General features: G+C 63.4%; 11 protein-coding genes. 2 read left to right on the forward strand and 9 right to left on the reverse strand.

What is annotated here, in order from left to right:
- Window positions 1–53: 53 nt before the first annotated feature.
- Together EDC35_RS10180 and EDC35_RS10185 are read left to right on the forward strand one after the other, a co-directional pair.
- Window positions 54–764 (forward strand): hypothetical protein, encoded by a 711-nt coding sequence (locus tag EDC35_RS10180; protein ID WP_132977128.1) that lies wholly within the window; start codon window positions 54–56, stop codon window positions 762–764.
- 161 nt (window positions 765–925) lie between these two features.
- Window positions 926–1,891, forward strand: coding sequence for an RpnC/YadD family protein (locus EDC35_RS10185; RefSeq protein ID WP_132977129.1), 966 nt, complete (start codon window positions 926–928; stop codon window positions 1,889–1,891).
- A 91-nt stretch (window positions 1,892–1,982) separates the two neighbouring features.
- Here the strand turns inward: EDC35_RS10185 and EDC35_RS10190 are convergent, their stop codons facing one another.
- The 9 genes from EDC35_RS10190 to EDC35_RS10230 form a co-directional block, all read right to left on the reverse strand.
- Complete coding sequence (locus EDC35_RS10190) at window positions 1,983–2,477, reverse strand: GNAT family N-acetyltransferase (RefSeq protein ID WP_132977130.1); 495 nt, start codon at window positions 2,475–2,477, stop codon at window positions 1,983–1,985.
- Window positions 2,474–2,746 carry a type II toxin-antitoxin system TacA family antitoxin gene (locus EDC35_RS10195; RefSeq protein WP_132977131.1) on the reverse strand — a complete coding sequence of 91 codons (273 nt, stop codon included), beginning with the start codon at window positions 2,744–2,746 and terminating at the stop codon, window positions 2,474–2,476. Before EDC35_RS10195 ends, EDC35_RS10190 begins: the two co-directional genes overlap by 4 nt.
- A 166-nt stretch (window positions 2,747–2,912) precedes the next feature.
- The gene (locus EDC35_RS10200) at window positions 2,913–4,148 is read right to left on the reverse strand and encodes a hypothetical protein (RefSeq protein ID WP_132977132.1); all 1,236 of its coding nucleotides are present in this window, start codon (window positions 4,146–4,148) and stop codon (window positions 2,913–2,915) included.
- Between the two features lie 29 nt (window positions 4,149–4,177).
- On the reverse strand, window positions 4,178–5,353 hold the full coding sequence (locus EDC35_RS10205; RefSeq protein ID WP_132977133.1) for a glycoside hydrolase family 26 protein: 1,176 nt from the start codon (window positions 5,351–5,353) through the stop codon (window positions 4,178–4,180).
- On the reverse strand, window positions 5,350–8,661 hold the full coding sequence (locus EDC35_RS10210; RefSeq protein ID WP_132977134.1) for a trifunctional glycoside hydrolase family 18/polysaccharide deacetylase/glycosyltransferase family 2 protein: 3,312 nt from the start codon (window positions 8,659–8,661) through the stop codon (window positions 5,350–5,352). The genes EDC35_RS10205 and EDC35_RS10210 overlap by 4 nt, the downstream gene beginning before the upstream one ends.
- Before the next feature lie 103 nt (window positions 8,662–8,764).
- Window positions 8,765–9,307, reverse strand: a complete 543-nt coding sequence (locus EDC35_RS10215; RefSeq protein WP_132977135.1) for a DUF1415 domain-containing protein — start codon at window positions 9,305–9,307, stop codon at window positions 8,765–8,767.
- Window positions 9,308–9,360: 53 nt separating this feature from the next.
- Window positions 9,361–9,753 carry a hypothetical protein gene (locus tag EDC35_RS10220; RefSeq protein WP_243651590.1) on the reverse strand — a complete coding sequence of 131 codons (393 nt, stop codon included), beginning with the start codon at window positions 9,751–9,753 and terminating at the stop codon, window positions 9,361–9,363.
- Window positions 9,754–10,132: 379 nt separating this feature from the next.
- Window positions 10,133–12,484 carry an esterase-like activity of phytase family protein gene (locus EDC35_RS10225; RefSeq protein WP_243651592.1) on the reverse strand — a complete coding sequence of 784 codons (2,352 nt, stop codon included), beginning with the start codon at window positions 12,482–12,484 and terminating at the stop codon, window positions 10,133–10,135.
- Between the two features lie 120 nt (window positions 12,485–12,604).
- Window positions 12,605–13,900, reverse strand: coding sequence for an O-acetylhomoserine aminocarboxypropyltransferase/cysteine synthase family protein (locus EDC35_RS10230; RefSeq protein WP_132977136.1), 1,296 nt, complete (start codon window positions 13,898–13,900; stop codon window positions 12,605–12,607).
- Between the last annotated feature and the right edge of the window lie 5 nt (window positions 13,901–13,905).

Raw genomic sequence — 13,905 nt, forward strand, 5'->3', positions numbered from 1 at the left:
GCTGGCGTTAGATGCCGCAGGAACCTTGGTGGAGCGCAACCTGGAGTGTCATCGTGAAGTTGTTCAAGTTACTTAATGAGAAATTCTACAAGGAAGGCGCCTCATTTAACACATCAGATGTGAATTACTCACGCTCAATTGGAGATCCATTTGAGCGTGAAGAGTTCTATGACTATTTGTTTGATGCAACAGATAGAAATGATGTTGGCATTGATTTGTATGCGGTTATGGCCAACTTCATTAATTTGCCTGGTGGTGGAGCGGTGTGCCTTGACCTTCTTTCGAGTGGATCAGACATAGCGCTGGCATCTGTAATGCCGGGAGATTCCCACTACGCAAATCGAATTATGAAAAGAGAAGAATTCCTTGAGGCCTGTCGTCTTATTGAGAGGCTTGACATCAAGTTCGAGACGGGATCGGACGCAACAAGGCTTTGGGAGTATCTCTTTGAGAAGGTCAGGAGAGAAAAGTTTGATAACCTTCCATCAAGGCTTATGTCCTACTTTGCATTCAAAAGCGAATCTGACATCGCACATTATCGAAAAGAGCACGGAATGCGTGGTGTCTCTTGCGTCATTGATGCATCTAATTGCACTCAAGCAGTTGAGCTTGACATGGCGCTGTTTGACGCTGTCGGAAACAACTTCACATACTCAATGGCTAAGACAGTCGCAGAAAGGTATTGGTCAGGCGGTAGTTCTGATGATCCGGTAATTGAAGTCCTCCTTCAGGGGGAGATAATCCTTGCGGAACGAATCCAATAGCCGGGTAGCGAGGTAGGATGGGTAGAGTGACCATGGCACGCCGTTAATTTATTGCCACAGATGCCGATTGGTCGCGAAACCCATCAATCACTGACGTGGATGGAGGATGGAAATGACGGGTTTCGCTGCGCTCTACCCAATCCTACAACTACACTCGCCCCATGACAGCCGAACACCCAAGCGCCGAGACCTCGCTCAAAAACGATTATGACAGCCCCTGGAAAGAAGCCCTGGAACGCTTCTTCCCGGAGTTCCTCGCGCTGCTGTTCCCGGCCATTCATGCCCAGATCGACTGGCGCATGGCGCCGGTGTTTCTCGACAAGGAGCTGCAACAGATCGGCGCCGACAGCCCGCGCGGTCGCCGCTACGCCGACAAACTCGTGCGCGTGCGCGCCTGCGACGGTCATGAGATCGCGGTGCTCATCCATGTCGAAGTCCAGGGCGACCCTGAGAGCGGCTTTGGCGAGCGGATGTTTGTCTACCACTCCCGGCTACGGGATCGGTATGGCCTGGATGTCGTCAGCCTCGCCGTCCTGACCGACACCATCGCCAGCTTTCGCCCCAGCCAGTTTCGTCATCTCCGCTGGGGTTGCGGGATCGCCTTCCGGTTTCCGATGGTCAAACTGCTCGATTACGTCGAGCCGGAACGCTGGACGGAGCTGGAAGCGAGCGACAACGTCTTCGCCCTGGTGGTCATGGCGCAGATCCGCGCCAAGATCACCACCGAGGCCGAGACGCTCAAGGGCTGGAAATTCCGCCTTATCCGCCTGATGTACGAGCGCGGCTACGAGCGGACGCTGATCCTGGAGCTGTTCCGCCTCATCGACTGGATGATCCGCCTGCCCGCCGGGCTGGAGGCGGATTTTCGCCAAGAACTCTATGCCTACGAGGAGCAACACCGTATGCCTTATGTGACGACTGTTGAACAAGCGGGGATTGAGAAAGGGTTGCAGCAGGGATTACAGCAGGGTGAAGCCAAAACACTGTTGCGCCTGATTGATCGAAAGTTCGGTCCCGAAGCGGCGCAAAGGCACCGCGAGCGCATTGAAAGGGCGGAGCTTGAGCAACTGGACACCTGGCTGGATCGGATTCTTACCGCTGATACCCCCGAGACCATTTTTCACTGAGCGAGGATGGGTAGAGCGACTAAGGCACGCCGTTAATGATGGGTTTCGCTGCGCTCTACCCCTCCTGCAACGGGCATCCCCCGGCAGCGTCTCAGTCGTCGCGTCCGTCCAGCGCTTTGATCGTGCTGACCGGCAGATAGAGCTTCAGGCCATCTTCTGTCAAGGGTATGAACCCGAAGCGACGGTAAAAGGCCACGGCTTCCGGCTTGCTGTCCACGATTACGCATCGTATGCCGATCACGTCGGCGGCGCGGAGGGCTTGCTTGAGGGCGTGGATCAAGAGGTGCGAGCCAATGCGCAAACCGGATGCGCGTGCCTGGCGGTCGCTCGCCATCCGTCCGATCAGGACAGCGGGAACCGGGTATTTGGGTAAAGATTCGGGAAGTTCGTCGCAGCCAAGCGACGCGGCAGAGAGGGTGTAATACCCCAGAACCTTGCCCTCGTCGTCCTCCGCCACATAGACCCGCGCCAGACGATTGCGCAGCGTCTGGCTCGCGTAGCGTTTCAGATAATCGTCCAGCCCGTCATGACCGCACGCAAAACCCGTGCGGCGGTGGCGACGGGGATCGAAGACGACGATTTTCATTCCAGTCCGGCATCCTGGTAGTCGCGCCAGGCGGCTTGCAGGGCGTCATTCGGCGCGGGGGGATGGTCCAGCGTGGCGGTAAACCGCTGCCATTCCTCGGCATTCAGCATGAAGTGCTGGTGGCTGCGCAGGATGTCCCGCGCCTTGTCCAGGGCCGCATTCAGAACGAGACCGGTGAGTGTATTGCCGCTGATGTCCGCCGCCTGCATCAGCAGTTGCTTGGCGTTGGCGGGCAAGCGGATGTCGAATCGCTCAATGGCTTCGGGCATGCCCTTTCTCCATACGGTTTATTTCCGTACAGAGTAGCAGGCTTAAAGCGCTCATTCCAACCCAATTCCGCTTTGCGCCTTTGTGGTTCAAACCACCGCTTTTCAGGCTCAATCGGCTGATGCTGCAACCAGCCGCTCGCCAACACTACCTTCGCCATCCCACAGGCTACGGGCGTCCAAACAGCTCCCGCACGGTTTCCGGGATGGCGCCTTTGGGGATCAGCCGGCCTTGCTCATCCAGGGCATAGAGACCGAACCACTCCTCCGGGTCCTCTGCGTTTCGGCGCTGCGAGTCGTCCGGGGTTTCCCCGCTCTTCCACCACTCGTCATGCAGCTCGAAGAAGGCAAGCCCGACGATCTGTCTGTGACCCCTGGCGGTGTGCGCGTCCTCCCAGACCGAGCGCAATGTTTTGGGCACGTCCTCGACCCGATGACCGCCGAATCCCGGCACCCAGGGCTTGGGTTCATAGGGTGACGTGGAGAGACCCACCTGGGTGATGAAGATGGGTTTGCCGGTCATGGCCGTGAGCCCTTCCAGATAACCCTGATAGGTCGTGCCCGTGACCGAGCCGGGCGGCGAGGTCAGCACCCCGCGCGCATAGGTGTAGATGTTGAGACAGACCAGATCGCCCAGATCCGGGAGGATGGCGCTGGCGGGGGGAACCTCCAGATCCGGGCGATCCGCCAGCGGGCCGACATGGGTGAAGCTGGTGTGGCAGTAGAGATGACGCCGTCCGTAGCGGGTCAGTTCGTAATCCATCGCTGCGTCGATGAGACGCGCCATCGCGATCTCGGTGGGCGTGCGGTCGGAGACGCTCAGGTGTTTGCCCTGAAAATCGCGGGCCTCGGGGTGTCGGCGGTCGGTCGCGAGAATGGACTCGGGGCTAAGCTCGTCGCCGATCGAGAACAGCACCAGCCGGTCGGGTCGCCCTACGGCATAGGTGTGGTCGATGGCGGCGCGCACCATCGCCAGCGTGGCCGTCTGGAAATCGTCGGCCAGGAAATCCTCGGCGCGCGGCTGCACCCAGATGTCCTGTCCGTAGACCAGGGGCGTGGCGTCGAGCGCCCGGTAGAAGGCCGCCGGCATCGGCCAGTGGAAGACGTGCAGATAGTTGGCGTTGAGCCATTGGGCCAGGGCCAGATGCCCGGCGTAGCGCTCGCTTTCGGGCGGATCCATCAGGGGCAGGGGCGACTCGCCGCGCAGATAGGGCGAGTAACCGATACCACGGAAATGCATCGGCAGATCGCCCCGGATGCGGTCGAGGATCAGCGGGCCGCGCACGACGAAGCGGGTCGGCTCGGGCGTCTCCGGGAGGATCCGTGAGGTCTTCTCGGCCAGTGCGGGGGTGACGAGCAGGGCCAGCAGCGCGATCGTGGCGAGACGCCAGGGTTGTGCGGACATGGAGTGCTTCCTGGATGCAGCGGGGACGGTCATGGGAGAAGGGATGCCGTGGATGGATTGTTCGGCATCGGCGGATGAGGCCCGTATTCCGGCTCGGCCAGCCAGAAGGGACGCGAAACGCCGTCGCGATAGGCATTGAGTGCCGGCAGGGATGAGCCCGCGCGCAGATTGCTGTAGGACAGATCGCTGTTCTGCCAGCGTTCGTGCCAGAACACCGCCCCCTTGAGCCTCGGCATCTGCTGCTCCATCGCGGCAAAGGCGTCCCGGATCCAGGCTCCCTTGTCGCCTGACTTGGGAAACTCGCCGATCCCCCACTCGGCCACCAGGACGGGTTTGCCCGCATCGACGGCGGCCAGTTCTCGATAGGGATCGATGAGCGACTGCTCGACATCAATCCAGTCCTGCTGCGGAAACTGCTTGCCATAGGCGCTCATCGCCAGCCAGTCCACATACTCGGGGCCGGGATAGTAGGCCGCCATGCGATTCCAGGGCACGTCTGGGATGGAGGCGTTGTTGGTGTGGAAGACCCAGGACACATTGGATGCCCCGGCCGCCCGCACCCGATCGACCACATGCCGATAGGCGCGTTTGAAGGTCTCTGGCCCCTTGTAACGGGTCGGCTCGGTCGCGGACAGGGGCTCGCCGCCGCCGTAGAAGGTTCCCGACCAGGGGAACCAGTTACCGTTCATCTCCAGTCCCCAGGCCACCAGGATCGGCTGGCCGAAGGCGCGCGCCTCCTGCGCCCAGGCATCGATATAGGCATCCCAGTCCCCCGCCGCGATCCCCCTCAGGTCGAATTTGCCCCAAACCCCCTTCTCCCGTTTGTCCCATGGGTTCCAGAAGACGAGCGGGACCGCGCCCGCATTGGCGATGACCCGTACCTGCGCCATTGGAAAGTGTCCGCGACCCCAGAAGTTGGAGAAGGCGACGATTGCCTGACGACGCCCGACCAGGGTGGAGAAGGCGTCGATCTTGTCCAGCGTGACGCTGTCCTCCTCTTCGCCGAATTCGATGTAGGCGCCCGTGTAGGCGCCGCCCCGTGGCGCCAGGAGCCGCATCCCGGCGCTTGGTTCAGTCCTGTGCCCGCTGGCGGATGTGAACGCTTGCCCGTTGCTTGTCTGGTGGGTTTTCGAGAGTCCGAGCGTGGCGCCGCCCACCAGACAGAGCGCCAGCAGGGCGCCGAGGATCCAGTAACGCTGTTTCATGATGTCACTCCGGTTCGCCAGCGCCGCCGCGCCTGTCCCCAGCGATCCTGACGTCCCCAGGCCATCCAGGTGCCGCGCAGCGCGCGATGCAGTGAAGACAGGACAGCGAAACTCAACAGGGGGCGGTAGAGGAGACGCATCGGCAGCACCAGCCAGGCCGTGCGTGCCGGCTCGCCTTCCAGCCGGCAGGCGATCAGCGCCAGGGCCAGATCGACCGTCAGGAAGATGCCGGCATAGAAGATCGCCGGACCGGCAGCGCCCCCCAGCAGGGCCAGGATCAGCCACAGATCCACGACCGGCGCGAGCGCGACCAGCAGGAGCTGGAAGAACCAGATGCCAGGGATGGCAAAGCAGCCGAGCCAGCCAAAGGCCGGGTTGCAGAAGAGTCGGCGGTGTTTCCAGAGACATTGCAGGGTGCCGAAGGACCAGCGCTTGCGTTGCCGAAAGAGCCCCCGAATCGAGCGCGGTGCCTCGGTGATCGCCCGCGCCCTGGGGGTGTGGCGGACGCGATAACCGGCGCGGTGCAGGGCGAGCGTGAGATCCGTGTCCTCGGCCAGGGTGTCGGACTGGATGCCTCCCGCCGCACGGATCGCCTCTGCCCGATAGGCGCTGGCGGCCCCCGGCACCACGGTGATGGCGTTCAGGGCGTCGAAGGCCCGGCGGTCGAGATTGAAGGCCGAGAGATATTCGAGCGCCTGAAAGCGTCCGAGCAGATTGGTCGGCATGCCGACCCGGATGTGGCCGGACACGGCACCGACCTGGGGATCGGCGAGCGGGCGCACCAGTTCGGCAATGGTGTCCGGTGCGAACTGGGTATCGGCGTCCAGCATCACGATGATGTCGTGCCGCGCCAGCGCCAGCGCGGATCGTAGCGCCACGGCCTTCCCCCGGTTGGGCTGACTGACCAGCCGCAGACGCGGATCCATGCGGGCCAGTCCGGCGACGATGGCGCCGGTGCGGTCGGTCGAGCCGTCGTCGATCAGGATCACCTCGACAGGGGCCGGATACTGGCTCGCCAGCAGGGCGTTGAGCGTCTGGCCGATCACGGCCTCCTCGTTGTGAGCGGCGAGGATCACCGAGACCGGCGGGTTGAAGTCTTCCGCCATTGTGATGTGCGGCTCCAGCCGCGCGCGGCGCAGGGCGAGTCCGAGGACCAGGAGCGTGCGCAGGAACAAGAGGGCGGTCGCCACCATGAGGAAGCCCCAGAGCCCGTTTTCGAGCGCCTGGACCAGGTTGAGCCCGGTGCCGGCGACGAGTCGCGGCGGCGCGGGGTCCGCCGAGGGGATGGCGGGCATCACCGCCTCTTTGGGGACGCCGAGCAGACGGTGCAGGGGGACGATCTCATCGCCGCGCGCCTTCAGATAGGCGATCAGCTCGGGCAGTGCGGCAATCGTCTCCGAGCGATCACCACCGGCGTCATGCAGCAGGATGACGCTGCCGGCCGGGCGGTCCTGCCGGATGCGCTCCAGGATCTGTTCGGCGGGCGGGGTCTGCCAGTCCAGCGGATCGATGCTGGCCATGGTCGGGATATAGCCCAGCTCCTGCGCGAGGATGAGCGGTTCGACCTCGCGCAGCCGATGGGGAGTGCGGTCGGCGTCATAGGGCGGACGGAACAGCAGTGAGGAACGTCCCGTGATGTTCTCGATCGCGCGCTGGGTGGCGTTCAGCTCCAGCTTGACCCGGATGGGGCCGGCCTTGGCGAGATCCGTGTGGGTGAAGGTGTGATTGCCGATCTCGTGCCCTTCCGCGACGATCCGCCGCACCAGATCGGGATAACGGATCGCCCGGGCGCCGGTGACGAAGAAGGCCGCCTGGACGCCCTCATCGCGCAGGATGTCAAGAACCAGCGGTGTCCAGTCGGGGTCGGGGCCGTCGTCGAAGGTCAGGGTGACGCGCTCCGATCCGGTCTCTCCCCGCCGCTGCACGATGGCGGACTGTGGAAAGCCGTCATAGCTGACGCCCCAGATGCCGGCGCCATCGACCTGAATGCGACGATGCCCCAGGTGTGGCTCATGGCGCGCCTCCAGGAAGTCACCGTTGCCGACCATGCCGATCCGGTCGGAGATCGGGATCTGCTCGAAGCGGACCGGATCGCACGACAGGCCGCAGCGGATGGCCTCCCACACCAGCGGATCCTCGGTGCCGAGGCGGTCGATGCCGATGCCGCCGAGTTTCTTTTGCAAGACGAGCCGCTGCTGATTCCAGAAGGTCGTCGCATCGAGAAACCAGGCACTGTGCTCGACACCCTGCTGCTCATAGGAGAGACGCGGTCCTTCGTAGGGTGCGGCATTGTCGATCCGACTGGTCTGGGCGGAGGCCGCGCGGGCCATGATGTCATGGAAAGACGCCAGTTCGGGCGTGCCGTTCGCCGGCCAGTCGTAGGCGAAGGTTCCGATGCCGATGATCCACTGGTTCGGATCGCCATGCCGGGTCAGGGCATCGAGCCACTCGCCGAACCAGGGCAGCGAGGCGAGCGGGCCGGCGTCCTCGTACTCGCCGGTCTCGTAATAGAGCATCGCCACGAAGCGGTCGACATGCGGGGCGAGCAGATCCAGGTCGAAGACCTTGAGATCGTCCCCGACCGGTACGCCGAGCCAGAGTTCCAGCCCCGCTGCGTGCAGTTCGGCGCGCAGCAGACCGACCAGACGGGCCATTTCCTCACGGTAGCTTGGATCGATCTGTTCCCAGACCAGGATCACGCCCTGCGCCCGCATGTTCAGCAGATGCCGTTCGATCTCATGGGCGAGCGCGCGCTGCTCGGCAGGGTCGGCCCGCAGATAATGCTCCACGGCCTCGGGATCGAACGCCTCGCCAAGCAGATTGGAGAGGATCGGCATGAGTCTGACGCCATGAGCGGCGGCGATCCCGGCGACCTCTGCGGTGTCCGCCGTTGACTCCAGTCGCGGCGGCATTCCCGTCAGTCGCAGCCAGGAGGGGGCGAGATGCGTGAGCTGGTCGGCGTGTTCGCGCAACGAGAGACGCGCACGCTCCTCGTCGTCGTCCAGGAAGCCCAGACGCACGGGCTCCGTGCGGGGCATGGCCGCGACCCGCGATCCGGCCAGGGTCTCGGTCACCCAGGGGGCGGGCGACTTGGGGCGATGCACGACCCCCGGCTCGGGATCCGCCTGCATGGTCAATGCCTGCTCGGACGTAGCCGGCAGGGGCGTCAGGCGCGGCTCGACGAGCAGCGAATAGAGGAAGATCGCCAGGGTCAGCGCGCCCAGGATTGCGCTGACCCGAGCGAAACGGCCAAGGGTCTTCCAGCGGCTGCCATGGGGATCGCGGAAGACGAACTGCTCTGGGTCCATGGGTCAAACACTCTTGGTGTGAAATCGTGGCGTTGAAGAAAACCCGACATCCAGCGCCTGGAGGCTGAGGGTCGGCGCTTGGAGTTGGCTGGTCCCACCCGGCTTACGGCTTATCCCACAATGCCTGCCATCCCGATTGCCCCAAGGCGTTGAGTGTCTCGATATTACACTCATAAATGGTTTCCGCTTCCGGGAAGGCAGCCACCGCTCGGTCAATGCTGGCCTCGCGCAGCAGGTGCAGCGTTGGAAACGGCGCCCGGTTGGTCAAGTTACTGAGGTCGTCGGGTTCCGTTCCCGCGAACTGAAAGGCCGGATGAAAGCTGGCGATCTGGATCACACCTTGCAGGTCGTGCTCCTCAACGGCCGCTTCGGCCAGCGGGATAACATCATTGAAATCAAGAAAGTCCAGCAGCAGCGTGGGATGGATCAGCAAGGTCGTCTCGACCAGCGCGTGGTCGGCGGCCGCCAGAAAATCCAGTTCGCGGTCAAGGTCTTCCAGGAATCCGTCCAGATGCCGCGCCCGGCTCACCACGAACCGCACCTGCTCTTTCACATAGACCGCTTTGGCGAAGGGGCACAGGTTGAGCCCGATGACCGCCTGTTCGATCCATTTCCGGGTGGCGGCGATGATCGCCTCGTCGTTCATTGAAGTTAACTCCAAGCTGGTGGACCCTCTGATTAGGCGGCATGGGCGCTGATTCAATCGACGCAGATAGCGTCCGCGACCCGGCCATCCTCGATGTAGGTGCGACAGCCGCAGGGGGCATTGGTGCGTTCGCACTCCCCGACCGCCGGCTCGCCCTGGTTCACCGCCGTCTGTGCCAGACAGGCGCCTGCGCAGTCGTCCGAATCGCGACAGGGCAGGCCGGCATCGGGGTAGGGAATCACGCACAGCGATTCTTGCGACAGGCAGACCGGTTGGATGGTGCCGCCCTGGCGCGCGCAGTCCTGTGGGGCCGATATTTCGATATCGCTGCCGGTCGCGCAGGCCGTCAGCAGCGACGACAGCATGACGGCGAGCAGAAGGCGCTTGGGCAGGCTGTCCAGCCGTTGGCGGGCGGATCGCTCCTGGATGTCGATGCCTTTCTTCAAGATTACCACCCCGACAGCCTCTCTGGTTCAGTCACGTTGAATGAGAGAGATATTTTAGCGAGGTTGGATGGGTAGAGCGCCCCTGGAAGGCTTCCTCCCGGAGTTTCTCGCGCGGCTGTTCCCGGCCATTCAGGCCCAGATCGACTGGCGCATGGCGCCGGTGTTTCTCGACCGGGAGGTGATCTGACCGACCAGGGTCTCTACCGTGCAGTTCCTGAGAGACTGAAGGGTTGCCCGACAGGAGGGCGCGCGGGCAGTGCGAGACTACTTCCTTGGCGGGAAATAGATGGAAAACAAGAGGTCGTGCTAAAAGACGGGATCGGGTCAGGTAGGGCGTCCATGCCCCGTTCATCCGCCAGGATTGACCTGGCAGCCATGCTCACTTGAACAGCTTTTTGTATCCGCCGAGCCCCAGGAACCCGGTCTCTCCAGACCAGTCCTCGACCCCGTCGTTGTCGGTGACCACAAAGGTCAGGCCGGCGCTTGTGACCGCGACACCCTCCGGCTTGTCGGTGATCCAGCCATGATTCGCCTTCAGACCGGGCATGAGGTTATGGATCGCTTTCTCGCCCTGGGTAATGAGACCGTCGTCAGCCTTGTCAAGCGTGATCCTGACAAGCGTTTTGCGCTTTGCGAAATCGCCGGTCAGGTTGTCGCGTTCGATCAGGATATAGGAGCCATCCGGGGCGCGGCTGATCTCCGACAGGCCGACCCAGGCGGCGTTCGCGGTCAGCGGCGCCAGCGTCCAGGCAAAGTGATCCCAGGTGCCCTGAGCCGGGTCATAGGTCCAGATACGGGTCCGATTCGGCTCGCCACGAGCATTCAATCCGCCCGCATCGTCGTCCAGATCCTCGCACTCCGGCGTGCTGTAGTCCCAGCCGCGCTGTTGGGCGACGAGCAGCCGGTAGCCGCCCTTGACCGGCTGCACCGCCAGACCCTCAAAGCCCGAACCCAGCGTCTTGCGCGCCGTGGCTGCCTTGCGGCAGGCCAGAATCTCTGCCGGCAACCCGATTTCACGCAGCACCTGACCCGTTTTGGGATTGACCTGGAGCAGACGGTTCGGACGCGAGTCGTCGGCATTGCCCTCGCTGGCGATCCAGAAGGTGTTGTCCGGCGCAACGGCGATGCCTTCCGGGTCGTAATTGCCGGTACCGCCCTGAATGAGGAGATCGTCGGTGACGATCGCCGGACGCGCCGAGGCATCGATCCAGAGAATCCGGCTCTCGCTGTAGTAGGAGTCCCAGACCGCAAGCAGGCTGTCGCGCTTGCCCGGCACAGCGGCCAGGCCCGACAGCGCCGACCAGGGAATCGGCGCAAAGGCACGATCATCCGAGACGATCTGCGGATAGGTCGGCTGGCCCCGCTTGAGCTGATAGATCATCAGGCTGGACCGCACCCCATAACTGGGGTCGTCGCTCTCACCGCTGGCGATCAGCAGGTTGCGCGAGGGAATGGCGAGGACGCCTTCCGGGGCGAGCGGCGCGGGCAGGAGTTGCACGAAGCTCGGTTTTTTCCCGACAACCTTATACACGGCGACGAAGCTGCCGCGTTCGCTGCCCACGAACAGATAGTCGTCGCCGGCAAAGCGCCCGTACTCGATCGCCTCCGGCTCGACGCCCTTGTTTTCGGAACGGCTCTCCGGGTAATGCCCGTGCTGAACCGCGATCTCTTCCAGTGTGCTGCCGCTGTCGAACAGGAGGTTACCCTTGCAGTCGAAGAGGGAGAAGCCGCGACTGCCGCCGAAGAGATCACCCTCGTTGGCGGTTGCGATCCGGCAGGAGCCGTTCGCCTCGTTCGGCAGCCAGGTGACGGCATCCGGTTCGCGCGGGGCATCGGCCAGGGATTCGGTCAGCGAGATGACGCCATCCTCGGTACGGTCGATGCCGTTCAGGGTGACTTTGCCGGCATCGAAGTCGTGGATCACCTCGCCCTTGACCAGATCGACCACGGCCAGGTGATTGTTCTCCTGTAGCGTCACCACGGCCTGATTGCTGGCGTTCACATCGACGAATTCGGGTTCGGGATCGTCCCCGCCATAGCTGGCCAGGCCGGTGAGCGCGACCGTGCGCAGTTGCCATTGTGCGGGCGCTTTTCCCAGCATATCGACGATCACGAGTGATCCGGCGGGAGGCTGCGGCAGACCGCCCTCGACGCCATCGACCTCCACCTCCTCGTCCCGCTCGTTCTCGATGGCGATGGCGGCGTACCGGCCATTGGGACCGATCTTGATCGAATCGGGCTGGCCGCCAAGCGGCATCTCGCGCACGATGTTCCGCGTCTTGACGTTCACCACCACCAGCTTGCCACTGGTGTTGACATAGTCCTCGCTGGTATTGACGGCGACCAGCGCGTACTCATTGCCGAGCACATCGACCGAGGTTGGTTCGCCACCCATCGCCAGGGTGCCTTTCGGGATCGGGGAGGCTGGATTGACGATACTGACGAAACCGATCCGCTCGCCAGGGCTGTCGGTGTAGACCAGCATCATGCCGTCTTTGGTGGCGGCCACGATCTCCGATACCGTTTCCTGGTCGATGGCGTCTGCGCCGAGATTCCGATAATTGCCAAGTGTTGCGATCCGCTGAAACTGCATCTCCTGCGTGACGGCGCGCAGCTCCTGCGCCGTCTTGCGCAGGGCGTTGTCATCGACCGTCGCCTGACCGATCCCGACACCGCCAGCAACCAGCATGGCGGAAGGGAGCAGCCATCTCGCATGCCTTGTTCGCATCATTCATTTCTCCAGGTAATGGGGCAACAGGGAGCAATGATGTTACAAGCCGTGGATGGACGGCAGATGATGCTTGTGTGACAGCCGGGTGACGAAATGGCGAAAGCTCAGCCTGACTGAAGACTAGACTCGGCTTAACGCCCGATCCATGTCCCACAGGATGTCGTCGATATGCTCGATGCCGACCGAGACCCGGATCATGTCCGGGCGCACGCCGGCGGCAAGCTGCTGGTCGGCGTCGAGCTGACGGTGGGTGGTGGAGGCCGGGTGGATGATGAGGGTGCGGGTATCGCCGATGTTGGCGAGATGACTCATGAACTGGGCCGACTCGATGAAACGGATACCGGCCTCCAGTCCGCCGCGCACGCCGAAGGCGAGCAGGCCGGAGGCGCCGGGCGCGCCGTCGATCTGGCGCATCTGGCGCGCGATCAATGGGTACTGAGGATCGTCGGGCAGACCGGGATAATTCACCCAACTGACCTGCGGATGGCTGCACAGAAACTCAGCCACGGCGCGGGCGTTGCGGCAGTGCCGCTCCATGCGCAGCCCCAGGGTCTCGACGCCCTGCAAAATCTGCCAGGCGCTGGTGGGGGAGAGCGCGGCGCCATGCACCCGCAGGGTCTCCATGCGGCAGCGCATGGTGAAGCCGAAATCACCGAAGGTTTCGTAGAACCTGACGCCGTGATAGCCGGGCGAGGGCTCGGTCATGCCGGGGAAATTGCCATTGTCCCAGGGGAAGTGACCGCTCTCGACCACGACCCCGGCCAGTGTGGTGCCATGCCCGCCCAGATATTTGGTCGCCGAATGCACGACGATGTCGGCCCCCAGCGCGAACGGGTTGCAGAGAAAGGGCGAGGGCACCGTGTTATCGACCACCAGCGGCACTCCGTGCGCGTGCGCCACTTCGGCCACGGCGGCGATGTCGAGCACGGTCAGACTGGGATTACCCAGACTTTCGGCAAAGATGGCGCGGGTGTTCGGGCGCATGGCCGCCGCGAAGGCGTCCGGGTTGGCGGCCTCGACAAAGGTCGTCTCGATGCCGAATTTGGCGAGATCCACCGCCAGCAGGGTCACGCTTCCGCCATAGAGCGCGCCCGAGGCGACCAGATGGTCGCCCGCGCGCAGCAGGGTCATGAGCGCCAGCGACTCGGCAGCCATGCCGCTGGCGGCAGCCACCGCCGCCCGTCCGCCTTCGAGCGCGGCGATCCGCTCTTCGAGCGCCGCCACGGTCGGGTTCGAGAGACGCGAATAGACGTTGCCGAAGGTCTGGAGATTGAACAGGGATGCCGCATGATCGACGCTGTCGAACACAAAGCTGGTGGTCTGATAGATGGGCAGCGCCCGTGCACCCGTGGCGGCGTCGGGAACCTGTCCGGCGTGAATCGCCAGGGTCTCGGGCTGGAAAACGTGATCGGCCATGAGGA

The sequence above is a fragment of the Thiobaca trueperi genome, from assembly GCF_004342175.1.
Lineage (GTDB): Bacteria > Pseudomonadota > Gammaproteobacteria > Chromatiales > Chromatiaceae > Thiobaca > Thiobaca trueperi.